Genomic DNA, 26,258 nt, shown 5'->3' on the forward strand with positions numbered 1-26,258 from the left:
AGGGAAGGAGAAATTCTTCCCTTCTTTTTTTATACTTTCTCCTAGTTTCTAGCCATACTTTTTACTCCATTCTTTGAATTAATTATCAATATATCAGGCAATTATAATTTTCAGTTACTGTCTGTAGCCATATCAGGCCTATATATTTTTCTATTCGTAGAACAGAGAGTTTACTTTGTAGTGTACCTATAAAATATACTATTATGAAAAGGTTGATTTATTTAATAGCTCTCTTACCCTTCTTTGTGGCATGTGAAAAGAACAATGAAAATCTGCCTCCTGTGGATGAACCCGGAGAGCCTGTCGATACCACTGATATAATTTCTTATACTCATCATCAGGAATGGAGTTACAACAAGGGTCTTTACGAAGTGAATATCCGGCAATACACTCCTGAAGGTACTTTTGATGCTTTCGCTGCTCATCTTCCCCGGTTAAAAGAAATGGGTGTTGGCATTCTCTGGCTCATGCCCATAAATCCGATTGGGGTTGAAAAAAGACTGGGAAGCCTGGGTAGTTATTATTCAATTTCTAACTACCAGGCAATTAATCCTGAGTTTGGCAATATGACTGATTTTAAGGAGCTGGTTGAGGCTATTCATGATGCGGGTATGTATGTGGTCATCGACTGGGTGGCTAACCATACTTCCTGGGACAACGTGCTGACCACTGCGCATCCGGAATTTTATGTCACCAATACTTCCGGTGAGTTTATACCACCACCCGGAACCAATTGGTCGGATGTGATTGAGTTGAACTATGCCAACCGCGATTTACGTGCTTACATGATTGAATCGATGGAATTTTGGGTAAAAGAAGCCGGTATCGATGGCTTCCGTTGCGATGCAGTGGATTTTGTTCCACTCGATTTCTGGAAAGCAGCCAACGATTCGCTTAAAAAACTTCGCCCCGATTTATTGATGTTGGCCGAAGGAGAAGGCACCAAATACCATAATAATGGCTTCGATATGACTTATGCCTGGAGCCTTCATGGTTTCGAGGGTGGCATTTTAACCGGCATTTATGAGGGCACAAAGAATGTTTCGGCACTCGATAATTTTTTAACCACAGAGCTCACAAATTATTCTGGAGAGTACAGACTGTATTTTACTTCTAACCACGACGAGAATTCTTGGGTAGGAACCGACGCAGAACAATACGGGGTTTCGGCACCTACTTTTGCATCACTTACACATACGCTCTTTGGTATGCCCATGATTTACAGCGGGCAGGAAGCCGGCTTAAACAAAAGGTTCCAATTTTTTGAGAAAGACCTTATACCCTGGAACGAACATAGCAACAAGAGCTTATATACTTCGCTGCTTGATCTCAAGAAAAATAACAAAGCTCTCTGGAATGGTACCGAAGGTGGAGATCCACAACGTATCAACACCACAGCCAATACGAAGGTTTTTGCCATTTATCGTCAGAAAGATGAGCATAAAGTCTTTGCCTATTTCAATCTTTCTGCACAGCAAGTAAGTTTTGAATTTACCGGAACTGGTTTCGAAGGAAGTTATACCGAGCTTTTTTCCGATACGGTGGTTGAAGTGGCTCCTTCTGTTAGCATTACACTAGCTCAATGGGAATACCGTGTGTTGCATGTGACCCCTGAAAATTGAGGTTTTGTAAACTTCAGGTTTTGTACTGCCTTAAAAGTACAAACTTATTTGATGAAGTATTGTTTTCGTAAACCTTGCGCAGCCTAATGGGTAAGAATACTCATTAGGCTGTTCTTTAAATACCTAATTTGCACCTTGTCTAAAGTTTTGTAGGTGTATAATCGGAACTATTTTTTAATCTTTACGTTCTGAAAAACAATTCCAATCAGGTAGCAAATAAAATGAGTTTGTTTCGGCTTATCTTTTTCTTCTCTTTATTTTTCTTCTCAATACCATTTAGTGTATTTACACTTTCAATGGAGGATGAAAATTCAGTTAATCCCGAAGGAAACACCCGCGAAAAATCCAAGCCTAAAGTTGGTTACAATCTGGCACCCTTTCCCGAATTCAGAGTGGACCCGGTGGTAGGAATTTACCTGGGCATCAATGCCACATTGTTCGATTATGGCACCGGCGAAAAATATCCGGATTACAAGCAATTTTTTAATCTGAACCTGGCGCATGGTACCAAGGGAAAAACAAATTTGTCCTTGCGCTACAAGCGATATGGTAACCTTAATTATTCTGGTAAAATGGGTTATAGCCTTTCACAACTTTATCCTTTTTATGGCTATAATGGTTACCAGACTCAATACAACCAGGCCTTTGAAGATCCAAATTCCAATGTTTTTAATACCTCGGCATTTTATTATTACCAGCAATCGCGCAGCCACTTCGAGTTTCAATTGCAGGATCAGTTTGGTTTATCAGATTTCAAGTGGAATTTGGGATTCAATTTAGCTTACTATCAGATTAACCGCGTTGATTTCGATCAGCTCAATAAAAACAATAAACCCAATGGCATTTATGTCGATGCTCCTACACTTTACGACAAGTATATTGAATGGCAGCTGATTGCTGAAGAGGAGAAAGAGGGCGGATGGGCCAATTCTATTCAGGCAGGTTTGTCATACGATACACGCGACCGCCTTACAAACCCGATGAAGGGAACATGGGTAGAAACCACATTGCGTTTCTCGCCCGAACAGGCTGGTAATCCTACTACTGCGCTGCAATTATCCATAAAGCATCATCAATTCTTTACACTTTTACCCGATCGCGTATCCTTTGCATACCGCTTGCGATACGATGCAAGTTTTGGAAACCTCCCTTTTTACACCCGTCAGGTGTTGGCCGATGGAATTGAAGGTTATGGCGGTGCTTTTGGGGTAGTAGGCGAGGGCTTTGGGACGATTTGGGGTATATTGCAAAATAGAGCTGTGGGCCGAAAAATGGCATTGAGCAATTTCGAACTACGTGCCAGATTATTTGAATTTAGGTTTTTGAATCAGAATTGGCACATTTCCCTGGTGCCTATTTTCCATACAGGACTTATTCTCGAACCATACCCAATCGATTTTTCTTCCGTTACCGCATCAGATCGGGAAAAATATTTCCGCGACTCTTATCAAGGCTGGTATTCTGCCGGTGGCATTGGAGGCAAACTGGTGATGAACGAAAACATTGTAATTGGCATTGACTATGCCGCACCGCTTAATCAGGAAGCCGGAAACCAATCGGTTTATGTAGGATTTGGATATACTTTCTAACGAAATGCTTTTTTTCTTTAAGGTCGAAACGTGATGTTTTACGAAATTTGTATCTTGCCTGTCGCACAGAAAATTAAGTTTTTGTGCCTATCCCTTTCGTTATGCAGGTTTCTTCCGATCAAATAGTTCAAGTGGCAGCGAGGTTTGTGAATCAGACAAGCCGCACCATCTTTCTTACCGGAAAAGCCGGAACCGGAAAAACAACTTTTATTCGCGATATTGTCAGTCGCACGCACAAAAATGCCATAGTTGCTGCTCCAACGGGAATTGCCGCTATCAATGCAGGAGGTGTGACGCTTCACTCACTTTTTCAGTTGCCCTTTGCCAGTTTTATTCCCCTCGACAAAACCCTTTCCGATTCACATTCTTCAATAGCATTGCATACGCCAAAATCTTTGCTTCAGTCGTTTCAGATGAACAAAGCCAAGCGCAATATGCTGCGCGAACTGGAGCTACTTATTATCGATGAAGTAAGTATGCTTCGTGCCGATTTGCTCGATGCCATCGATGTTATTCTCCGGCATGTGCGCTACAACCGCAACCAGGCTTTTGGCGGCGTTCAGGTATTGTTCATTGGCGACCTGCTTCAGCTTCCGCCAGTTGTAAAAGACGAAGAGTGGCGACATTTATCGTTATATTACAAAGGCATGCATTTTTTTAATGCGAAGGTTTTGCAGCAACAGCCCCCTTTGTATATCGAACTCGATAAAATATACAGGCAATCCGATCCGGTTTTTATTCAGCTTCTCAATAACCTGCGTGATAATTGTTGTACTAATGTCGATTTTGAATTGCTTAACACGCATTTTATTCCGGATTTTGGCCAGAGCGAATTCGATGGTTATGTCTTGCTTACCACCCATAACCGTATTGCCGATGCCAAAAATCTCGAGACCCTTCAAAAACTAAAAGCGACTTCCTTTCAGTTCGAAGCAGAAGTAGAAGGCGATTTCAGTGAGTACCTCTATCCGGTGGATAAAAAACTGGTATTGAAACAAGGGGCTCAGGTAATGATGCTTAAAAACGATTACTCCGGCGAGCAGCGTTTTTTTAATGGTAAAATTGGCCGCGTAAGTTCGCTTAAAAAAGACGAAATAATCGTGAGTTTTAGCGATGGAACAGACCCCGTAATGATAGAGCCCTACACCTGGGAAAATAAAAAATTTTCTCTCAACAAAGAAACCAATGCCATCGACGAAACGGTAGTGGGAAGGTTTAAACATTTTCCGATCAAACTGGCCTGGGCTATTACCGTGCATAAAAGTCAGGGACTTACCTTCGAGAAAGCCATTATCGATGTGGAGAACGCCTTTGCTCCGGGTCAGATTTATGTTGCCCTCTCGCGCCTTACCTCACTCGATGGACTGGTATTGTCTTCTCCTATACCCCGAAACCTTCTTCAGCCTGATAGTGCATTAAGTGAGTTCTCCATCTTAAAATCCGAACCCGGGCACTTGCAAACTATCTTTGTACAGGAAACCAGAAAATACCTGCAAAGTGTTATTTCTCAAGCTTTCGATTTTAGTTATCTGAGTAGGGAATTATCCTTTCACCTGGCAAGCTACAACAAAGAAGAAAACCGTTCGCTAAAACAGCAATACAAAGAATGGGCTTCGGGAATTCTTCAGATTGCGATGCCTTTGCAACAAACAGCACAGTCATTTACCCGACAGATACATACTATTCTTACTGACGAAGAAGCGCAGTATTCTTATTTGCTCGAACGCCTCAATGCGGCAAAAACGTATTTCGAACCTCGTTTGCAGGCAATATCAGACAAGGTTTATGAGCATATAATGGAATTAGGAAACGAAAAGGGCATTAAAAAGTATCGAAACGATCTCTACGAACTCGATGCCCTTTTTCAGCGTCAGATTCAGCATATTTATAAAGCTGTTTCGCTTCTGGAGGCTTCCATGGCAAAAAGCGAATTCACAAAAGATAAGCTGCAAAGGTCCGTGCCGGAAAGGAAAATCAAAAGAGAAAAGGTAACCAAGCCACCGCGAAAGGCAAAACTTAAAAAAGACAAAAAAGAAAAAATCGATAGCAAAGCTGTGAGTTTTGAACTTTATCAAAAAGGGAAATCGATAAATGAAATTGCCATCGAACGAGGTTTTTCGCAAACAACCATCGAAGGGCATCTGGCACATTATGTAAGGCTCGGAACTATCGGGGTGCAAAATTTTATCAGTCCGCAGCGTTTGCAGGCAGTTCGAAAAATGGTTGACGAGCTTGAAACAGTGAACCTGGCACCCCTGAAAGAAGAACTTGACAGCAGCTATTCTTATACCGAACTGCGCATGGCGGTGGCAGCCATCATGGCCGAACGGGAACAGGCATTGAATTAAAAGCTCTGACCCATGATAAAAGTAGCAAGGACAGTTCTATCTTTGCAGCATGAAATTCGAAGACTACCATATTGCCCCCCGCATAAAAAGTAACCTGGTCGAAGCAGGTTTTCGCCGGCCTACCGACATACAATTCAAAGCAATACCGCACATCCTAAACGGCGAAGACGTTTTGGCCATTGCCCAAACCGGCACTGGAAAAACAGCTGCTTTTGCCATTCCGGTAATTAACAACATCGAAGGAAAAAAGAATGCCCGAAGGCCCGATGGCATCAGGTGCATTGTAATGGTCCCTACCCACGAGCTTGCCTTACAAATAGCAAGTGTTTTCGATCAGGTGGCAAAGGGAACTGCAGTTAAAACATTTTGTATCCATGGTGGTGTCGACCAGCAACCGCAGATTGACATGTTGGAAAAAGGCTTTGATATTCTGGTAGCAACTCCTGGCCGCATGTTCGACCTGGTGAGCCAGGGTCACTTGAAACTGAACAGGGTTGAAGTACTGGTATTGGATGAGGCCGATCATATGCTCGACCTGGGTTTTATTAACGATATACGGCAACTCGTAAAAATGTTACCAAAGGGCCGGCAAACGCTTTTCTTTTCAGCTACCATCGACGAATCCATAAAAAAATTGGCTTACTCACTTGTAACCAACCCCATTCGTATCCAGATATCGCCTAAAGACCCGGTAGCACGCAACATCGACCATTTTGTGACATTCATAAAAATGGACGATAAACGATTTTTTCTCGAGAGGCTCATCAACGAAAATCCCGAAACTAAAATATTGGTTTTTGTGCGCACCAAAGTAAGGGCCGAACGTGTTTGTGCTGCCATGGAGCGTATAGGTGTTGTTTCGAAAACCATACATGGCGATAAAGAGCAGGAACAGCGGGCACAGATAATGGCCGATTTCCGCACCGGAAAAACCAAGGTGCTCATTGCTACCGATGTTAGTGCGCGCGGTATCGATATTTCGGAGGTAGATTATGTGGTGAATTATGACTTGCCGGAACAAACCGAAAACTATGTGCACAGGGTTGGCCGAACGGGACGGGGCAGTCGAAGGGGCAGGGCCATCTCGTTTTGCAGCGAAGAAGAAAAATCCCTGTTACTGGAAATAGAGAATTACCTGGGCCATTCGGTCGCTGTGCTCGAAATCGATACCATGACTTACCACGATACCATCGCTGCCAGTCAGGACAGTCACGCCGACTGGAAAACCCTCATGCGCGAAGCGGAGGAAGAGAAAGGCAACAGAAGGAAAAAGAAAAAGAAGTAATCTACTGGGTTTTCCGAATGCCAAATAGTTTCTTTGAAAGAATGATTTCGGCCACAGGAGCAGGTATTTTTTCTTGCCACGAAGGGTCGCCCGAAGACATTGCTGCACGCAGATCGTGGGTATAAATGTTTATTAGCTTAGGGTTATATTGTTTTAATGCGATTAACCTGTTTGTGGTAAAAAAATATTGGAAAAGATGTTCAACCTGGTCGTCGAATACCATCTGATCCAGTTCTCTGATTTCTTCTGTTTTAAGCCGCTTCGGATAAACGTACAGATTCGAACCATTTGAGAAAAGCTTTCCGAGGCCTTCTACCATACCCCCTGCCAGTTCGGTATAATTCTGTTCAGAAAATATTTCGGAGACATTTTTTATGCCTATGGCCAAAGAGATGCGTTCAGTAGAAAACTGTGCCAGGTGCACTTTCAGCGAATGAAAATTGGCAAAATCGCTGATCTGCACAGCCATTCCCATGGCATTGAGCGTATCCACACGACCCAGAAAATCGTCTATATCAAGGGTTCCAAAGGCCAACAGGTGCGACATAGACAATTCGGGTAATACCACAATTTCATCTTCTCCAAAACCGTTACGTTGCATAAAGGCTTGTTTGGCACAAGCAATCATGTTTTCGTGCACAAGTGTAAAAGGTCGGTAACTACCCCGTAATACAAGTATATTCTTTCGGTATAAAAGATCGGCTCCCTGAATTGGTTTTCCCTGTCGGGTAAAAAATACCGACCGGGTGAGTCCCGATTTTACGAGGTGAAGCGCCATCAGCCTATTGTCTGTTTTTTTGAAAACAGGCCCAAGAAACTCAATCATATCAATTTCTATGCTTCCTTCGGCAATGTTCTCGAGCAGTGTATCGATGCATTGTGTGGGTTGTTGGCTTAAAAAATAGGCTGCATAAATGAGGTTGATACCTAATACACCGAGAATTTGCTGTTGTTGTACATTCGAGTTTTCGTGCAAGCGGATGTGCAGGATTATTTTATTGGGTTCCGACATAGGGTCGGTCTGAAATTTGATTCCCATCCAGCCATGCCCATCGCGCTGGTTTTTCTGACTTTTTGTGGTAACAGTGTCTGCAAAGGAAAAAAAGGTTGTATTCTCGGGCCTATGATTCTCAAGGCGTTCCAGCACAAGCTTGTATTCGCAGTCGAGCATTTTGTTTACCCGCGAATAGCAGACATAACGCCCGTCGGGTTCGGCTCCATATATGGCATCGCTGAACTGCATGTCGTAGGCCGACATGGTTTTGGCTATGGTTCCTGAAGCTGCTCCAGCCAAAAAAAGATTACGTGCAACTTCCTGGCCGGCACCTATTTCTGCCAGAGTGCCATAAATACGGGGATCGAGGTTTATTTTCAGGGCTTTTTCGAGTGTTCCTGCCATTGGGTTGAGACATTTAAAAAACTAAAGAAATATATTCCATCAAAAGTTTCAGGTGTTATTATTACCATACTAAGTTACAATCATCGACCCTAATATCCTTGCAAGAATGCAGCTATTTCAGTAACAAAGGCACGATATAAATTCAATGGATCTATTTAAGCAAGAATTAAAAAACTTATCTTCGAAGGCTTGAATAATTAATATGCATCAAACCGTAATTGTTGTAGCAGGAGGGGTCGGAAACCGCATGCAAAGCGAGCTTCCGAAACAGTTTATCGAAGTAGCCGGATTGCCTGTGCTTATGCATACCCTCAAGCGTTTTTATACTTTCAATCCGCAAATCGAAATTCGGTTGGTGCTACCAGGCAACCAGATTCAATTGTGGAACAAGCTGCAGCAAAATCACAATTTTACAATCGATCACAAGGTTTACGAAGGGGGAGATACCCGCTTTGCCTCGGTAAAGAATGGCTTGTACGATTTGCTGCCAGGCAGCCTGGTTGCCATACACGATGGGGTAAGGCCTTTTGTAAGCCCCGAAACCATAAAACGTGGTTTTGACCTGGCGATAACAAAGGGTGCCGTAGTGCCAGTGATTGATCTGCACGATACTTTGCGCGAGATTAAGGGATCGCAATCTATTACTGTATGGAGGCAAAATTACCGACTGGTGCAAACACCACAGGTTTTTCAAACGGATATTCTGCTTAAAGCTTATGAACAAAACTACCGCGAAAGCTTTACCGATGATGCTTCGGTGGTGGAATCGGCTGGTTTTTTAGTGAGTTTGTTTGAGGGCAACCGCGAGAATATTAAAATTACTACTCCGCAAGATTTACTGATGGCAAATGTCTTTGCAGGTTTGTTTACTTAATTTTCGTCTACAACTTTTCCGCCCATGCTTTGTTTAATGTCAACCTGGGGTTTTCCTTTGTAGGCAATATGTCCGCCTGAAGAACTAGTGCCTGTAAGGCTTTTTTCGATGTTCACTTTGGCAATTCCACCGGTGGCTGTTTTTACCTCTGCAGTGGTACCCTCGAGTTCAAATCCATTAAAAGTAGCTTTTCCGTTTGCCTGTATCTGTTGTTCTACGGCATAACCTTTTATGGTAAGAAGCGATCCTTCTATGATATTGGCATGGAGGTATTTTATATCACAATCGGCATAAAACACCGAGCCATTCTTTAATTCAATCCTTAGGCTATCTGATTTAATGAGGTTCAGGGTACTGATATCGGCTTTGGAGTAGCCTTCTATAGTATTTAAGGTAGTAAAGATAATTTTCAGGTTAGGTTGCTTTTCGTATTTTTTTCCCGAAATCCGGCTAATTCGCAAGGTATTCCCGCTAATGCTTATCTGAAGGTCGGACGGATTGGTGCCTGCAAGCCCGCATATTTGAGCTTCCTCACCCCTTTCGAGACTTATGCTAATGTTGCCGGTTACAACAAGTTTAGTAAAGGAATTCGATTTTTCGCAACTTGTTTCAATTTGTCCCTCAAGAAGCAGTGGAAAAAGACACAATATGAAGGCAAAAGAATAAACGATAATTTTTCGAAACAGGACTTTAATATAAGTTGTGTTCATAATATCATTTTTTAGTAGAAACAAATATACAACAGTGTTTATTGCTTTAGAACAGAAAAACTGCTGCCAGGCATGTAGTGAAAACGATAAAGTAGCGATATGCTTTTTCGGGAAAAAGTTTTATAAGCTTTATACCGGCGATAACGCCTAATCCAATGGCCGGTAAAACCATCAGATTGATTTGAAGGGTTTCGGGAGTAATGGTATGCCAGGCAAACACATGAAAAGGTACCTTTATTAAATTGATTATAAAAAAGAACCATGCTGCTGTGCCAATGTAGCTGTTTTTTTGTAGGTGCATCGAGAGTAGGTAGAGTGCCATGATAGGTCCTGATGCGTTGCCTACCATAGTGGCGAAACCACCAATTAAACCCAGCAGGGCACCAAACCACCAGGTATCAGGTATAGTAGGCTGCTTACTTCTGAAATCCAGCCAAAGCATTAATCCAATGGATGTGAGAATAATTATAGCCAGAATGTTTTTAAAAAGATCATCGTTCACCGAGGCACCAAATAGAGTTCCTAGTATAACGCCTGCTACTGCCCAGGGAAGGGCGATAAAAATGTAACGCCACTGTGCATGCCGGTGGTAATAATACACTGCAAACACATCGGCCATAATAAGTATGGGTAAAAGAATGCCGGTAGAGGTTTTACCACCAAAGAGGCTTGCCATGATGGGAACCACCAATAATCCGGCTCCCGATAACCCGGTCTTTGACATACCAATGAGAATGCCACAAGTGAAATACAGAAAAATCTGAAATGAAGAGAAGCTGGTACCTAATAACTCCATTTTGGCTTTTTGCAAAGGTAGATACAATTTTCTACTGATTGCCCTTGATTTCGGGCACATTTTGCGAAACAGGAATACACAAGGGGGTTTAATCCACTTCTTTCAATACCAAAGGAATGGTGGTGATTGAACGAAATAATTCGCCGGTAGTAAGCATGGATTCGTCGTCGCTGTCGTATTTCCAGGTAATCTCTATCTGTCCGCCTTTTTCTTTGAGCATAGCCTCAAGGTATTGCAGCACAAACAGCAACCATTTCGAAGAACCGGTATTGACATAATCGAAGTGAAAGTCGAGAAATAAATTGTAGTTGAATTCCGTAAACAGGTCCGATAAGGTATTGGCAAATTCATTGTAATATTCGCCAGGATCAGACATATGAGAGCGCCCGGTTACTACCACCCGTTTTAGTTTCTTTTTAACTTCAACCGCGGGTAGCCACATGGTGGCAGCCTTTATTTTTGGTTTTGAAAACATAAAACAGAGTTAAATTCCCAATCCGAGAACAATCAGGCAGCAATCAGATTTACAGGTACTTTGGCATTGAGTTTTACACGTTCGCCACTAAGCTGAACCAGTACATTTCTTTTTTCGTAATACCAGTTGATTGTAATCAATTGGTCGGGAAACAGGCTGCGTAGTTTTTTCATAATTAACGTTATCCATTTTACCGATTCTTCGTTAATTTTTTCGAGCCTGATGTTGATGGTGGTGAACTTTTCTGAACGGGCATTGAATGCAATAACCCATTTCATGACATTGCTATAAAACCAGCTTGTATTTTTAAGTGTCGATGACCCTGAGATTTCGATAAGCTGGTTGGTTTTGTCGATGAAAACCTCTGGAGAATACCTCTTCGCATCAATCCTGTAAGTTAACATTGCCTTCTCTCTTTTGGTATGGCTAAATATAGAATATTGTGCTTGCTTATGCAGGCTGCCGGTAAGTGATTTACATTAAATAGAATGGGTGATATTCATCAACTGGCTTTTTCAGGTGAGGTTTATCCCGACTTACCGATAGAAGCTTGTTGTTTACCGAAATATATTTCTGTTTTTACTGCAGAATGAACTATTTTCGTTTTGAATTTTTACTATAGTAATTCAGTTTTAATCCCCAGGTAATTTATTTGCTCCTTATGGTTTTTGGAGTAATTTTTTGATTTGGGGTAAACTATAAAAACTACTAACGAGTTATAAGTTTACTTTGCCATGTTCATGATGACGCAGCAACTACTTCACGATAAAGTCGGAAAACTCTTTCGAAACTATGGGATAAAAAGTGTTTCGATGGACGACATTGCCCGTGAATTAGGTATGTCGAAGAAAACCCTCTATCAGCAGGTAAGTGATAAAAGCGAACTCATAGGGCAGGTATTACAAGCCGAATTTCAGCAATACAAAAAAGTTTTTCTCGGCATTCTTGCCGAACCCGGCGATGCGGTACTGCAGTTGATCAGACTCAACACTTTTCTCTACAGTTTCCTGAACGACCTGAGTCAGCCATTTAATTACGACCTGCAAAAGTATTATCCTGCACTATTTGACCAAATCAGAGACGAATACGAAAGGCTTTTTTTACCGGGTATCCGACAGAACCTGATCAAAGGCAAATCCGAGGGGGTGTTTCGTTCCGATTTAAACGAAGATATAATCAGCCGGGTGATCTTTTCCAGACTGGAACACATACCTCATTCTGGTGTGTTTAGTCCGGAGGAATACAAATCAGCCGTTATCACCTGCATGGCATCATTAACAAGACAGGGGAGAAGCTATTGGAAAAGTACAGTGAACAAATTGAAAATAACATAAAGCTATAAAACAATGAATTTGAACAGAATTATTGGAATACTGGGTTTTAGCCTGCTGCTGGGGAACCTTTCGGCGCAAAGCGATTCCATCATGAGCTTTTCTCTGGTGGAGGCCCAGAATTATGCTATCGAGAATTACTTCCTGAGTGTCAATGCAAAGAAGGATATTGAAATTGCGCGAAAGAAGATACTGGAAACTACCGCCATTGGGCTTCCGCAAGTAACTGCCACGAGCGACTACCAATTCATTCCCAATGCGCCAAGCATTTCCATACCCATGGGACCCAACCCCGAAGACATGATAAGTTTTTCCATCGCGCCGGAGCATACTTTAAAATATGGTGCTACAGTTTCGCAGCTTATTTTCAGTGGCGAATACATTGTAGGCTTACAAGCAGCAAAGGTTTACCGCACTTTTTCAGAAGAAAATTATGAAAAGGTAAAGATAGATTTACGCGAAAATGTTGCCGGCACTTATTATGGAATCCTTGTACTTCAGGCTAACCGCGAGGTACTTTCAAAGACCCTTGACAACCTTAAGGATAATTTAAGCCAGATCGAAAAAACTTATCAGGCCGGACTGGTCGAAGATACCGAGGTCGATCAGCTTAGCCTTACGGTGAAAAGAACTGAAAACGATCTTACTTCCATTGACAATCAGATACAATACATGCAGCGTCTTTTCAAATATTTGCTGGGGCTCACGGATCAGGATGAGGTTGTGCTGACAGAAAAGCTGGAATACCTCATTCAAACGAATATCATTTCCGACAGCACTTACAATTTTGTACTCGAAGAAAATATCGAGTTCAATATTTTGCAAACCGCCGAGGATCTTCAAAAGCTTAATATGGACCGCCAAAAGTCGACTTACTTGCCTACCCTTGCAGGCTTTTATGCCTATTCCGATCAAACAGAAGTTTCTGATTTTAGTCCCAACATTAACCATGTATTGGGTGTATCGGCAAGCTGGCCAATTCTTCAGAGCGGACAACGGGCTGCCAGAGTTTCTCAGGCTAGGATTGAGTATGAGAAGGCACAGATATTAAAAGAGCAAAATTCTGAAGGACTAAGATTGACAGCCGAACAAGCGAAATTTGATTACCAGACAGCTTTAAGAAAATACGAAAACGAGAAACTTAATTTTGAACTTTCTGCCAAAGTATTGAATAAAACAAACGAGAAATTCAAGCTGGGCATGGTATCGAGTCTGGAGCAATCTTTGATCAATATTCAGTTTTTAACTGCCCAGATCAGTTATGCAGCCTCCATACAAGAATTGCTCACCGCAAAAGTAGCCCTCGACAAAGCATACAGCAAATTGTAAAAAAAGAATAATCAGAAAAATAAAAAATATGAAAAAGTTAATACCCTTTGTTGCAGTGATTTTACTAATGAGCTGCAATACAAAAAGTCCTGAAGCGATTAAAAAACAAATTGAAAGTAAAAAAGCCAAAATTTCGGCCATCGAAGAGGAGATTTCAAAACTCGAGATTGAACTTGCAACGCTTGATACGAATAAGAAGAATAAGGACTCACAACTTATTGCTGTTGAAGAAGTAAAAGCTGAAACCTTCGAACATTTTATCGAAGTGCAGGGTTCGCTAGATGGCGATAACAATGTGGCCGTTTTTCCTGAAGGAATGGGCGTGATAGATGCGATATATGTAAAAATTGGTCAAAAAGTTTCGAAAGGCCAGATATTGGCAAAAATGAACGATGCTGCCTATGTTGAACAGATAAAAGGTTTAAAAACAAACCTCGAACTGGCAACAACCATGTACGAAAGACAAAAAAGTTTATGGGATCAGAACATCGGTTCAGAGGTTCAGTATTTACAGGCAAAAAGTACCAAGGAAACACTCGAATCGCAACTTGCAGCTGCTGAACGTCAGCTCGAAATGATGCAGATTAAGTCGCCTATTTCCGGCACAATAGAAGATTTGTCCATTAAAATTGGTCAGTCGGCTTCACCTCAATTTCCTGCTTGCCGTGTTGTTAACTTCGGACAGATTAAAGTGGTAACCGATGTAGCCGAAGCCTATGCTTCAAAAATAAAAGTCGGTGATAATATAGATGTGTATCTGCCCGATATCGATAAAACTTTAAAGGCGAATGTAAATTTTGCCAGCAATTTTATTAACCAGGTAAACCGCACTTTCCGTGTTGAAGCTATGCTTCGTGAGTCAGATCCCGGAATGAAAGCCAATATGATTGTTGTGCTTAAAATTAACGACTACAAAAAGGAAAATGCCATAATCCTGCCTGTGAACTACGTGCAGAAAGATCAAAACAGCAATTTTGTATATGTCGCAAGGCAAAATGGCGACGAGCTTAAAGCTGTAAAGCAAGTTGTAATTACTGGTCAAATTTATAATGGTATGGCCGAAATAACATCCGGATTGAATGTGGGCGATAAGTTAATTACACTTGGCTATCTCGAAGTTGAAGATGGTGAAAATGTACGCTTATAAACCTTTTCACAATTATTCTAACAGAAAAAACAATGGAAAAGAAATTTAAAGAATTTTGGCCAACCAGCTGGGCAATTGATAATAAGGTGAGTATTTACATGCTTACTATCATTATCGCCATTTTTGGTGCACTTAGTTATAAAAACATACCCAAGGAACAGATTCCGGAGATTATAATACCTACCGTATTTGTTACAACAATCTATCCTGGAGCTTCGCCCGTTGATATTGAGAACCTGGTTACCCGCCCACTTGAGAAGGAATTGAAGTCGATACGCGATGTGAAAAAGGTGTCGAGCAAATCGGTGCAGGACTTTTCGATGATTTCGGTGGAGTTTACTACTAAAGTTGAAATTACTGAGGCTAAACAAAGGGTGAAAGATGCAATAGACAAAGCTGCAGACGACCTTCCCAACGATTTACCTGCCGACCCAGAGGCTGCAGAAATAAATTTTGCCGATATGCCCATTCAGTATATTAACCTTTCAGGAGACTATTCTCTTTCTAAGATAAAGGAATATGCCGAAATGCTTCAGGATCAGATCGAAGAACTTCCGGAAATTACAAGGGTGGACATAGTAGGTGCCCTCGACCGCGAAATTCAGGTCGATGTGGATATGTATAAAATGCAGGCAGCCAGCGTAACATTTTATGAAATCCAAAATGCCATTAGTTACGAAAATATGACCATCTCCGGTGGTAACATCGATATGCAGGGATTAACCCGCAGCGTGAGGGTTGTAGGAGAATTTAACGATATCGAAACCATTAAAAATATTTCCTTTATCTCTTCAAGTGGCGCTATTGTGAAGCTGAAAGATATTGCCGAGGTTAAAGACAGCCATAAAAAGCAGGAAAGTTATTCACGCATGAACGGTAAAAATGTAATTACACTCAATGTAATTAAAAAGAGTGGTGAGAACCTTCTTGATGCTTCTGAGAAAATTGCCGCCATTTTAAAGGATGCCCGCGATACTAAAATACCTAACGACTTGAATGTAGATATCACAGGTGATCAATCGAAATACACACGCCTGTTACTTTTCGACCTCAACAACACCATAATTTTCGGATTCATTCTTGTATTTATTGTGTTGATGTTTTTTATGGGTGTTACCAATGCATTTTTCGTAGGCTTATCTATTCCACTTGCAATGGCCCTGAGTTATATCTTACTTCCGGGTCTCGACTTTACCATGAACATGCTGGTAATGTTCTCCTTTATTTTTGCCTTGGGCATTGTGGTTGACGATGCCATTGTAGTCATCGAGAATACTCACCGAATTTTTAAAGCCGAAAAGCTCGATATAAAAACAGCAGCTAAGAAAGCTGCAGGCGAAGTGTTTATGCCCATTCTTTCGGGTACTCTCACTACCCTTGCTCCTTTCTTCCCACTTACATTCTGGCCTGGAGTAGTTGGCGATTTTATGTTCTACATTCCCATCACAATTATTCTTGCCCTCTTAATGTCATTGGTAGTTGCATATATTATCAACCCTGTATTTGCGGTAGATTTTATGGCTCACCAGGATGAAACACAACAAGTGCCTAATCGCAAGATCTATAGAACAGGATTAATAGTTGCAGGTGCTGGAGTCTTTCTTCATCTTTTCCGCTTGCCATTCCTGGCGAATTTAACCTTGTTTTTTGCCCTTTCCTATGTCTTGCACAATAAGTGGGGGTACAAAGTATTACTAAAGTTTCAGCATAAAATTATACCAGGAATACTCAATGAGTATGAAAAAGTGCTGAGATGGATTCTCCAAAAACGAAGACCTAAGATGCTGGTTTGGTCACTGGTAGTTTTATTGATACTATCATTTATAATTTATGGTGCTTCCAAACCCCAATTGGTTTTTTTTCCCGACAATGAACCCAATATAGTGCATACCTATATTAAATTGCCTGTAGGTACCGATGTTAAATACACCGATTCTATTGCCTCTATCGTGGAGAATAAGATCATGAAAGTAATTGGTCCTGACAATAAAATTGTAGAAAGTGTGATAACCAACGTGGCTATCAATGCTTCGAGCGACTGGTTCGATGCAGGAACAAAATCGCACCTTGCAAAGGTTACAGTGAATTTTGTTGAATTTGCCAAACGTCACGGTGAATCGACTAACAAATACCTCGAAGATTTCCGGGTAGCTGTGAAAGATATTCCTGGCGCTGAAATATCAGTGGAAAAGGAAGCAAAAGGGCCACCAACAGGCGCACCGGTAAATCTCGAAATTAGCGGGGAAGATATGGAACTGATTTTAGCCACTACCGATAAACTCATTCAAGCAATCGATTCAGCAGAGATCCCAGGTCTTGATAAAATGCAGTCGAAATTTGAAAACAACAAGCCTGAACTGGTTATTAATATTGACCGGGACAGGGCCAATCGCGAAGGAATATCTACTGCTCAGATTGGAAATGAGATACGCACAGCAATTAATGGTGTGGAGGTTTCTAAATACCGCGATGGCGAAGATCAATACCCTATACAATTGCGCTATAATGAGTATCAACGTGAGAATATCGATCGCCTGATGAACCTGAAAATCACCTATCGCGATATGAATACCGGCTTGCTGCGTCAGATACCGCTTTCGTCGGTAGCTTCTGTTGAATATGTCAGTACCTATGGGGGTATTAACCGTATCAGCTCGAAACGGGTAGTGACAGTGGTTTCGAATATTTTTACCGGACATTCTTCGCCTGAGGTGAATATTAAGATTCAAAAGCTGCTTAATAAAATTGACCTTCCTGAAGGAATTGAAGTTTCGTTAACCGGTGAAACAGAAGATCAGAAAGAAACGGGTGCATTTCTCGGAAAGGCCTTCCTGTTTGCAATGTTTCTGGTATTGTTTATACTAATAACGCAGTTTAACTCAACCAGTAAACCTTTTATAATTCTTACCGAAGTTATTTTCAGTGTAAGTGGGGTTTTACTTGGCCTTGCGATTTTTAGAATGCCTTTTTCCATGATTATGAACGGTATGGGTCTTGTTGCCCTCTCGGGAATAGTCGTTCGAAATGGAATTCTTCTCGTAGAATTTACCGATGTACTGAAAGAACGGGGAATGAAAACCCGCGAGGCAATTATCATGGGAGGTAAAACCCGTATCACACCGGTAATTTTAACAGCTGTTGCTACGATATTGGGTCTGATACCTTTGTGTATTGGACTTAATGTTGACTTTGTTGGATTATTCCGCGATTTCTCGCCAAATATCCATTTGGGTAGCGACAGTAGCTTGTTTTTCAAATCGCTGGGTTGGACCATAATTTTTGGATTATCCTTTGCAACCTTCCTTACTCTGATATTTATTCCGGTAATGTACTATATGTTTTACATCTGGAAATTGAGAATAAAACGCCGTAAATTTTTACGAAAACTCAGAACCAGAGAAGTAGTCAATTATTAGAACAAAAGCTATGGTGTTGAGCTAGTACACAAAAATTTCTTTTGAACATGAATAAAGGCTGTCTGATTCATTTTAGACAGCCTTTTATTTAGATGGATTATTACTGTGCTATACTGCATCAGCTTTTTAAATTGGCAAATAAGTTGAAATAATCAGTTCGGGGAAATGAAAAACCTTTATCCTTTTGGCTTGTTTACTCTCTAAATATACCTCCATGGATTTACAAATAAAAGACAAATATTACATTGTATGTGGTGCTACCAGCGGTTTCGGTTTGGCCATTACAAAGTTGTTAATTGCCGAAGGTGCAAAAGTATTGGCTATCGCAAGGCAAGAGGAAAAGCTGATTGAATTGAATGATGCTTTTGCAGATTCAATCGATGTTTTAGCCGGCGACATTACTCAAAGCACTACCATTGAAAAACTCTTAAGACAGAGCGCTAACAAAACTATATCCGGTGTGGTAGTCAATGCGGGAGGACCGCCAGCCATGAAATTTGTCGAAACCAAACTCACCGATTGGGACGAAGCCTACCATAAAATTCTACGCTGGAAAGTGGAGCTTACACAGGCTTTTTTGCCCATTCTCCTAAAAAATGGTTTTGGACGCATGCTTTACATCGAAAGCGCTTCGGTAAAACAGCCGCTCGAGAACCTGGTATTGAGCACCTCCATGCGCCTTTCGGTGGTTGGATTTGTGAAAACCCTCTCTCAGGAAATGCCTGATAAAGGAGTTACATTCAATGTGCTGGCTCCGGGCTACCATTATACTCCTGCCGTAGAACGTCTCATTGATAAGAAAGCCAAAGACGAAAATATTTCGAAAAAACAGGCACGTTTGCTGCTTGAAGAACGGATTCCCATGCACAAAACGGGTTCTACTGAGCATTTTGCCTCCCTGGCGGCCTGGCTGCTTTCGCCTTTATCTGACTATATCACCGGGCAGGTGTATGCGGTCGATGGGGGTGTAATCAGAGGTGTCTTTTAATACCTTGGTATTGCATATAAAAAAAGCCGGTTCTGAAAAACCGGCTTTTCAATTATTTGCTCTCTTATTTTTTATACCAACACCTTTCCTGTCATCTCTTTCGGAATGGGAAGCCCCATTATGGTTAAAAGGGTAGGGGCCACATCGGCCAGAATTCCACTTTTTATTGTTTTATAATGGTTGTTAACCAGGATACATGGCACAGGGTTTAACGAGTGCGCTGTATTGGGCGATCCATCTTCGTTTAGGGCATTGTCGGCATTGCCGTGGTCGGCTATAATCATGGCGGTATAACCACCTTTTTGGGCCGCTTCTACAACCGCTCCAACGCATTGGTCTACTGTTTCAATTGCTTTTTTTATGGCCTCATACACACCGGTATGTCCAACCATGTCGCCATTGGCAAAGTTCAGGGCCACAAAATCCACTTCACCTTTGTTTAGTTCAGCTACAATCGCGTCACGCACTTCCGGGGCACTCATCTCAGGTTGCAGGTCGTAAGTGGCAACTTTGGGCGATTGAATTAAAATTCGTTTTTCACCGGGGAATTCTTCCTCGCGGCCCCCGTTCATAAAAAAGGTAACGTGGGCATATTTTTCGGTTTCGGCAATACGTATTTGTTTCAGCCCGGCTTTCGACACTACTTCACCAATTGTATTTTCTACATTGTCTTTTTCAAAAATCACGTTCACCCCTTTAAAACTCTCGTCGTAGGTGCACATGGTGACATAATGCAGCGGTATGGTTTTCATTCCGTGTTCGGGCATGTTTTTTTGTGTCAGCACGGTGGTAATCTGGCGCAAGCGGTCGGTACGGAAATTAAAGCAGATTACTACATCACCTTCCTGAATGGTGGCCAGAGGCTTACCCTTTTCATCGACCATCACAAGGGGTTTGATAAATTCGTCGGTAACACCTTCAGCATAAGAATCTTCAATTGACTTAATCACATCGGTAGAAGGAGTTCCCGTTCCATACACCATCAGGTCGTAACCCAGTTTCACGCGCTCCCAGCGTTTGTCGCGGTCCATCGAAAAATAGCGGCCAATGAGCGAGGCAATTTTTACCTTCGAATGTTTAAGATGATTCACCACTTCAGTCATATAACCCAATCCGCTCCTGGGATCGGTATCGCGGCCATCGGTGAGGCAATGCACATATACTTTTTCAAGGCCATAATCGGCTGTTAAATCGGCCAGTTTAAAAAGATGATGGCTCATGGCATGCACACCGCCAGGGCCTATTAGTCCGATAAAGTGAACCGATTTGTTATTCTTTTGAGCATATTGATAGGCTTCTACCAAAACAGGGTTAGAGGCAATGGTATTTTCTTTAATCTCTTTGTTAATGCGAACCAGATCCTGGTAAACTACACGTCCGGCACCAATGTTCAGGTGCCCCACTTCGGAGTTTCCCATTTGTCCATCGGGCAAACCCACATTTTCGCCCGAAGTGAGCAATTGTGAGGTGGGGTAATTTTTCATCAGTTTGTCGATGTTGGGAGTATTAGCCTGGTATACAATGTCGCCTTTACCATGGTTACCATTTCCCCATCCGTCGAGGATCATCAATATTGCTTTGTTCATTCTATCTGTTTATTTGATTGTTTATTGTCGAATTGTATGCATCGTTGAAACGAGGCGCAAATATAACGATAACAAATTACATGCGGTAAAGTTTTCTATTATTCCAGGTTTATAGATACTTAAAGGCTTTTTTCGAAGGGAAACTATCGATTCAATCTCCTATTTTTGGCTTTTTTATTTACCTTCGATTGATACACTTTTTTCTATGCGCACAATTTTTCTGTTTACACTTCTTGTTCTTCGAATGATTGGCACATCACAGGAGCTTACTGAAGGCTGGACATTAATGGCCAAAAATCGTCAGCCCTATTATGCACCTACCCTTGCTAATGGAATGATTGGAATTACTCCTGCTTCAATTCCGCTTCAGCTGAATTATGTATTGCATAATGGAGTATACGATTGTTATGGAAGGGGCGAAGGGGTTACCAATATTGTCATGGGAATTAATTCGGGCGAAATTGAAATTTTAACCGGTAATTATGCTTTGTCGCAGGTGCCTGATACCATGATTCATAATTGGGAGCAGGTGTTGGACATGAAAAATGCCACGCTTATTACTCGTTTTGATTTTGGAAATCTTTATCGGGTAGAATACCATCAACTGGCTCTCAGACATCTTCCCTTTACTTTTTTCACACAGGTAAAACTTACTGCTCTAAGAAGCCTGGAGAATTTGCAAATAAGCAATACTTTTTCATCTTCTGAATCGGCCGAACTTACAGAAGTTGTTTTCGATAAAATAAAGCACATTTCACTTTATTCGGCTAAAGCCAGGTCTCCGTTGGGCAAGATTAATTTGGCTGCTTCGAATGCATTTTTCACTGATCAGGGTATTGAGGTAGCAGAAATAAAACAAAGCGATTCGTCCTTTTCCAAATTTGGATTTACCACAAACCTTACTAAGGGGGAAGAAATCAGGTTTAGCTTACTGAGCTCAGTTACATCTTCGGTGGGGCACCCTGATCCGTTTAACGAGGCAAAAAGGCTTACCCTGTTTGCCTATCTGGCAGGGCAGGAAAAATTGGTCCAACTCCATCAACAGGAGTGGCATCAGCTTTGGCAGAGCGATATTTTTATCGAAGGCGATGTCAATGCCCAAAGAGATGTGCGGTTTGCAATCTATAACCTTTATTCCTCCATCAGGTCAGAATCGGGATTAAGTATACCTCCGATGGGATTGTCGTCGAATGGTTATAATGGGCATATTTTCTGGGATGCAGAGTTATGGATGTTTCCGCCACTGCTGCTTCTGCAACCGGAAATGGCAAAATCTATGCTCGACTATCGAATCCATCGTTTGGAAATAGCCAGGCAAAATGCTCAAAGTCATGGTTACAAAGGAGCTATGTTTCCCTGGGAATCGGCCTTTGAAGGTACCGAGGAAACACCGGTTTGGGCGCTCACCGGTCCATTCGAACACCACGTAACTGCCGATGTGGGCATAGCGTTTTGGAATTATTTCCTGGTTACCTCAGACACAGTCTGGCTAAGAGAGAAAGGTTTTTTGGTGTTGAAGGAAGTGGCCGATTTTTGGATTAGCCGTGCAGAGGTGAATGATAAGGGTGAATATGAAATACGAAATGTGGTTTGTGCTGATGAGTATGCCGAAAATGTCGACAACAACTCCTTCACAAATGGTGCAGCAAAAATTGTCCTCGAAGCAGCGTATAAAGCTGCTGAGATTTTAAATTATCCCTCCAACAGTCAATGGGTAGAAATTGCTAATAAGCTTGTAATACCCACCTTTGCCGATGGCACTACAAGGGAACACGCTACTTACAAAGGTGAGCTGATTAAACAGGCCGATGCCAATCTTTTAAGTTATCCCTTAGGACTGGTATCGGACCCGGTGATTATGAAAAAGGACCTTGATTATTATTCAGAGAGGGTAGACATGGGTCCTGCCATGACGCACAGTATATTTTCGGTGATTGCTAACCGATTGGGTCAATGCGATCAGGCTTATCGATATTTTCTGTTGGGTTATACCGAAAACCAGCGACCTCCTTTTGGAGTGCTTGCCGAATGCCAAAGCTGCGATAACCCTTATTTTGTTACCGGAGCAGGCGGCATGCTTCAAGCAGTTATGAATGGTTTTGGTGGTATGGAAATTACTGACCAAGGTATTGTTCAGAAAACCTCTTGTTTACCAAAAGATTGGAAATCGATTACCATTACTGGTGTAGGCCCTGAAAAAGTTACTTTCAGAGTGCTAAACCAAAAACAATAGCGTGCTGGTTCTAATCATACTTATTTTTTAATATGAATAGGCATTATCATACCAGTAAGAAAAAAAAGCCTGTATTAATAGTAATATCAAGCTTTATTCTTTTTTTGCCAACAGGCACTTTTTACTTCCCTACGAGGAACAGCGCGTGGGCCATCCCCTTTAGGGGAAAGAGGGGTGAGCGTGGGCAAGATATAATAATAAGGTTGTAACTGGTATAATCGAGGCTAATCATATTTTTTAATTTGTAATAACACTCGAACGGATCAATTTTGGTCTAACTCACAATAATAGTATTGACAATGATGAAATTTCTTCTTTCTTTTTTTATGCTTGTGTTACTCACTTGCTGCAAGCCTGATCCAACACCTGCCTTGCCAGTAACCCAAAGTATAACAATTTCTTGCAACAAAGCCAGTTACTTGCCCGGCAGCGAGGTTAAATTTGAATTGAGCCGCACCTTCGAGGGTATTTGCAGGATCAGACAACTGGGTGTGATGATTCAGGAGATAGCAGTATCGGGTAAATCATTTACCTGGACATGTTCATCAAAGGATTTTCAGGGCTATATGGCCGAATTATATACCAATAGTAGCGAAGGAGAAAAGCTAATGGCCACTATTGGCATCGATGTATCCTCGTCGTGGTCGAAATTCCCACGCTATGGTTTTTTATCCGATTTTGGAAACCTCGATCAATCAGAGATGCAGGAAGTCATTAAATTTCTTAACAGACATCACATCAATGGGCTGCAGTTTTACGATTGGCAATTCAAGCATCATTTCCCACTTGCCGGAACAACTCAAAATCCATTGCCTGTCTGGAATGACATCATCAATAAGCCTGTATATTTTGCTACTCTCGAAAGCTATATTGATCTGGCTCATACCCATCGCATGCAAGCAATGTTTTATAATCTGGCCTTTGGAGCATTGGACGATGCAGCCAGCGATGGAGTGCTGCCCGAATGGTATTTGTTTTCCGATGCTCAGCATACAAATATCGACTACCACCCTTTACCAAAGCCACCCTTTAAAAGCGACATTTTTTTAATTAATCCTGCCAACACAGGATGGCAGCAATACCTGGCCGAAAAAAATACAGGGGTCTATCAGGCCCTCGAGTTCGATGGCTTTCACATCGATCAGCTGGGCGATAGGGGAGCACGTTACGATTACTGGGGCAATTCCGTAAATCTTCCTCAGGCTTATGCATCGTTTATTGCTGCCATGAAAACCGGTTCTCCCACCAAAGAGTTAATTATGAATGCTGTGAACCAGTATGGTCAGGCTGATATTGCCAATTCGCAGATAGAGTTTTTGTATACAGAAGTTTGGGGACCCAACGAAAATTATTCTAGTCTGGCACAGCTAATTAAAAACAACAATGGGTACAGTAATAATAAGCTAAGTACCGTGTTGGCTGCTTATATGAATTATGAACTGGCTAACAATGCAGGATATTTTAATACTCCGGGCGTATTGCTGACCAATGCGGTGATTTTTTCTCACGGAGGGGCCCATCTCGAACTGGGTGAGCACATGCTCGGGAAAGAATATTTCCCCAATAAAAACCTAACAATGAAGGATGACCTGAAAAAGCCTCTAATGCAGTATTATGATTTTCTCGTGGCTTATCAGAATCTTCTTCGCGATGGAGGCAGTTTTAATATGCCAGAGCTAAGCTCTAACGAGAGCCGTGTGGTTTTGCAAAACTGGCCACCGGCAATAGGGAAAGTGGCTACTTTTGGAAAAGATTTTGAACATTGCCAGGTGATACATTTAATTAATTTTACCAATGCCATACATCTCGAATGGAGAGATAAATTGGGTGCTCAAAGCTATCCGGAGGTAATAAATAACATAGAGGTCTCCTTTACTGAGAGCAAACCGGTGAAAAATATTTGGTTTGCATCGCCCGATTATCTCTATGGTGCGGCACAGGTGTTGGAATTTGAACAATCTGGTAATACCTATACTTTCAATCTTCCTATTCTTCAGTATTGGAGCATGGTAGTGGCAGAATACGAATAACAAAATAATCAAGGTTAAACCAGTTCAACCTGTCGTATTCAATAAAAAAATGAGGCTGCCTTTATTAAGACAGCCTCATACAACAATATCAGGAATTATTTGCTATTTCAATTCAATTGACCCAGTGCCAATTTCATAACCTTCGGCATAAAGGGTTATTTTGTAGGTTCCAGCCATCAGTTCCTCCGATTTGTCCCAATAGATGCACATGTCAATATCGAGATTGTCATATTCCAGTTCGCGCTTGGCTGTGTAAACCACACTTTGTTTCTGGTACTCAAACATGCCTGCATCAGATGAGGAAAGCACCACTTCGTCGGGGCGCTGGATACGCAGGTAAATCATTTTCTTACCTGGTTCGGCCACCGTGTTTTCACGAATGGTAAAACAAACGCGGATTTTTGCAATTTTATCGACATCGTTTTTAGGTTTCGAACGGCTGTTGAGTCCTTCTACAAGAATTCCCTTAGCACTTAGTTTTTGGGCTTCGGCTACCTTTTTTGTAAGGAGCTCTTTGGTTTCAGAAAGTTCCTGGTATTGAACTTCTTTTTCGCGCAGCTCTGTTTTTACAGCGATGTTTTCTTCTGTAAGTTCGCGGTTGCGTGTATTTAGCGAATCGATCTGGATGATGTAGCTACGCATAACCTGGCGTAAGGTGCCCAGCTCTTTCTCGTACATCCTGATTTTTTCGGCATTTGAGGCATTCACTTTTAATAGTCGGCGTATTTTATCTTGTTCAATAACTAGTCTTTCGTTGATGCTGTCGTTCTCAGTTTTAAGTGAGTCGTAGCCGACAATGAGATCGGTGAGTTCTCCTTCGAGACTTGAGCGCTGTTCTTCAACAAAAGCACGGTCTTCTTCAGAGAGAGTAAGAGCCTGGCTTTTCTGATAAAGCACAATGCCCAGCACAATAGCCAGTACGCTGAGGGTAATTAGTATAACCACCAGAAACATGGGTACTTTTTGCTGGGGTTTACTGTAAGGCGAATAAGATTTGGTGTTGTTAGTGGGTTCCATAATTTATTGTAGTTTTTGTTAGTAACTGATTCAGATGGGTTTTATTGCGTGCAAAAATAAAAAAACCGGGAATGATATAAAAC

At 41.7% G+C, this 26,258-nt stretch carries 19 protein-coding genes; 12 read left to right on the forward strand and 7 right to left on the reverse strand.

Annotated elements, in window-relative coordinates:
- The first annotated feature begins 203 nt into the window (after nucleotides 1–203).
- From IPM71_08475 to IPM71_08490, 4 genes are all read left to right on the forward strand, one after another.
- Nucleotides 204–1,622, forward strand: coding sequence for an alpha-amylase (locus IPM71_08475; GenBank protein ID QQS49654.1), 1,419 nt, complete (start codon nucleotides 204–206; stop codon nucleotides 1,620–1,622).
- 296 nt (nucleotides 1,623–1,918) lie between these two features.
- Complete coding sequence (locus IPM71_08480) at nucleotides 1,919–3,211, forward strand: BamA/TamA family outer membrane protein (GenBank protein QQS49655.1); 1,293 nt, start codon at nucleotides 1,919–1,921, stop codon at nucleotides 3,209–3,211.
- A gap of 83 nt (nucleotides 3,212–3,294) precedes the next feature.
- Nucleotides 3,295–5,559, forward strand: coding sequence for a helix-turn-helix domain-containing protein (locus IPM71_08485; GenBank protein QQS49656.1), 2,265 nt, complete (start codon nucleotides 3,295–3,297; stop codon nucleotides 5,557–5,559).
- Between the two features lie 49 nt (nucleotides 5,560–5,608).
- Nucleotides 5,609–6,844, forward strand: a complete 1,236-nt coding sequence (locus IPM71_08490) for a DEAD/DEAH box helicase (protein QQS49657.1) — start codon at nucleotides 5,609–5,611, stop codon at nucleotides 6,842–6,844.
- A 1-nt stretch (nucleotide 6,845) separates the two neighbouring features.
- Here the strand turns inward: IPM71_08490 and IPM71_08495 are convergent, their stop codons facing one another.
- Nucleotides 6,846–8,243, reverse strand: a complete 1,398-nt coding sequence (locus IPM71_08495) for a TonB-dependent receptor (GenBank protein QQS49658.1) — start codon at nucleotides 8,241–8,243, stop codon at nucleotides 6,846–6,848.
- Nucleotides 8,244–8,445: 202 nt separating this feature from the next.
- On the opposite strand from IPM71_08495, the gene IPM71_08500 reads away from it, so the two are divergent.
- Nucleotides 8,446–9,117, forward strand: a complete 672-nt coding sequence (locus IPM71_08500) for a 2-C-methyl-D-erythritol 4-phosphate cytidylyltransferase (protein QQS49659.1) — start codon at nucleotides 8,446–8,448, stop codon at nucleotides 9,115–9,117.
- Here IPM71_08500 and IPM71_08505 read toward each other — a convergent pair.
- The 4 genes from IPM71_08505 to IPM71_08520 form a co-directional block, all read right to left on the reverse strand.
- On the reverse strand, nucleotides 9,114–9,827 hold the full coding sequence (locus IPM71_08505) for a DUF2807 domain-containing protein (GenBank protein ID QQS49660.1): 714 nt from the start codon (nucleotides 9,825–9,827) through the stop codon (nucleotides 9,114–9,116). The genes IPM71_08500 and IPM71_08505 overlap by 4 nt on opposite strands.
- Before the next feature lie 46 nt (nucleotides 9,828–9,873).
- On the reverse strand, nucleotides 9,874–10,623 hold the full coding sequence (locus IPM71_08510) for a sulfite exporter TauE/SafE family protein (protein ID QQS49661.1): 750 nt from the start codon (nucleotides 10,621–10,623) through the stop codon (nucleotides 9,874–9,876).
- 88 nt (nucleotides 10,624–10,711) lie between these two features.
- The gene (locus IPM71_08515) at nucleotides 10,712–11,098 is read right to left on the reverse strand and encodes a DUF1987 family protein (GenBank protein QQS49662.1); all 387 of its coding nucleotides are present in this window, start codon (nucleotides 11,096–11,098) and stop codon (nucleotides 10,712–10,714) included.
- Between the two features lie 32 nt (nucleotides 11,099–11,130).
- Entirely contained in the window at nucleotides 11,131–11,502 is a 372-nt protein-coding gene (locus IPM71_08520; protein QQS49663.1) for a DUF1987 family protein, read from the reverse strand.
- Between the two features lie 336 nt (nucleotides 11,503–11,838).
- Here IPM71_08520 and IPM71_08525 point away from each other — a divergent pair, with 336 nt between their 5' ends.
- From IPM71_08525 to IPM71_08545, 5 genes are all read left to right on the forward strand, one after another.
- The gene (locus tag IPM71_08525; protein ID QQS49664.1) at nucleotides 11,839–12,432 is read left to right on the forward strand and encodes a TetR/AcrR family transcriptional regulator; all 594 of its coding nucleotides are present in this window, start codon (nucleotides 11,839–11,841) and stop codon (nucleotides 12,430–12,432) included.
- A 12-nt stretch (nucleotides 12,433–12,444) separates the two neighbouring features.
- Nucleotides 12,445–13,758: a TolC family protein gene (locus IPM71_08530; GenBank protein ID QQS49665.1), complete on the forward strand. Its 1,314-nt coding sequence runs from the start codon at nucleotides 12,445–12,447 to the stop codon at nucleotides 13,756–13,758.
- 28 nt (nucleotides 13,759–13,786) lie between these two features.
- Nucleotides 13,787–14,905: an efflux RND transporter periplasmic adaptor subunit gene (locus tag IPM71_08535; protein QQS49666.1), complete on the forward strand. Its 1,119-nt coding sequence runs from the start codon at nucleotides 13,787–13,789 to the stop codon at nucleotides 14,903–14,905.
- Nucleotides 14,906–14,937: 32 nt separating this feature from the next.
- The gene (locus tag IPM71_08540; protein ID QQS49667.1) at nucleotides 14,938–18,321 is read left to right on the forward strand and encodes an efflux RND transporter permease subunit; all 3,384 of its coding nucleotides are present in this window, start codon (nucleotides 14,938–14,940) and stop codon (nucleotides 18,319–18,321) included.
- 214 nt (nucleotides 18,322–18,535) lie between these two features.
- Nucleotides 18,536–19,309 carry an SDR family oxidoreductase gene (locus IPM71_08545; GenBank protein QQS49668.1) on the forward strand — a complete coding sequence of 258 codons (774 nt, stop codon included), beginning with the start codon at nucleotides 18,536–18,538 and terminating at the stop codon, nucleotides 19,307–19,309.
- A gap of 71 nt (nucleotides 19,310–19,380) precedes the next feature.
- Here the strand turns inward: IPM71_08545 and IPM71_08550 are convergent, their stop codons facing one another.
- Nucleotides 19,381–20,895, reverse strand: coding sequence for a 2,3-bisphosphoglycerate-independent phosphoglycerate mutase (locus tag IPM71_08550; GenBank protein QQS49669.1), 1,515 nt, complete (start codon nucleotides 20,893–20,895; stop codon nucleotides 19,381–19,383).
- Between the two features lie 205 nt (nucleotides 20,896–21,100).
- Between IPM71_08550 and IPM71_08555 the strand changes: the two genes are divergently transcribed.
- Nucleotides 21,101–23,128, forward strand: coding sequence for a glycoside hydrolase family 65 protein (locus IPM71_08555; protein QQS49670.1), 2,028 nt, complete (start codon nucleotides 21,101–21,103; stop codon nucleotides 23,126–23,128).
- Nucleotides 23,129–23,427: 299 nt separating this feature from the next.
- On the forward strand, nucleotides 23,428–25,158 hold the full coding sequence (locus tag IPM71_08560; GenBank protein QQS49671.1) for a glycoside hydrolase family 66 protein: 1,731 nt from the start codon (nucleotides 23,428–23,430) through the stop codon (nucleotides 25,156–25,158).
- A 102-nt stretch (nucleotides 25,159–25,260) separates the two neighbouring features.
- Here the strand turns inward: IPM71_08560 and IPM71_08565 are convergent, their stop codons facing one another.
- Nucleotides 25,261–26,175 carry a hypothetical protein gene (locus tag IPM71_08565; protein QQS49672.1) on the reverse strand — a complete coding sequence of 305 codons (915 nt, stop codon included), beginning with the start codon at nucleotides 26,173–26,175 and terminating at the stop codon, nucleotides 25,261–25,263.
- Between the last annotated feature and the right edge of the window lie 83 nt (nucleotides 26,176–26,258).

The sequence above is a fragment of the Bacteroidota bacterium genome (assembly GCA_016699695.1).
In the GTDB taxonomy this organism is placed as follows: Bacteria; Bacteroidota; Bacteroidia; order Bacteroidales; family UBA10428; genus UBA10428.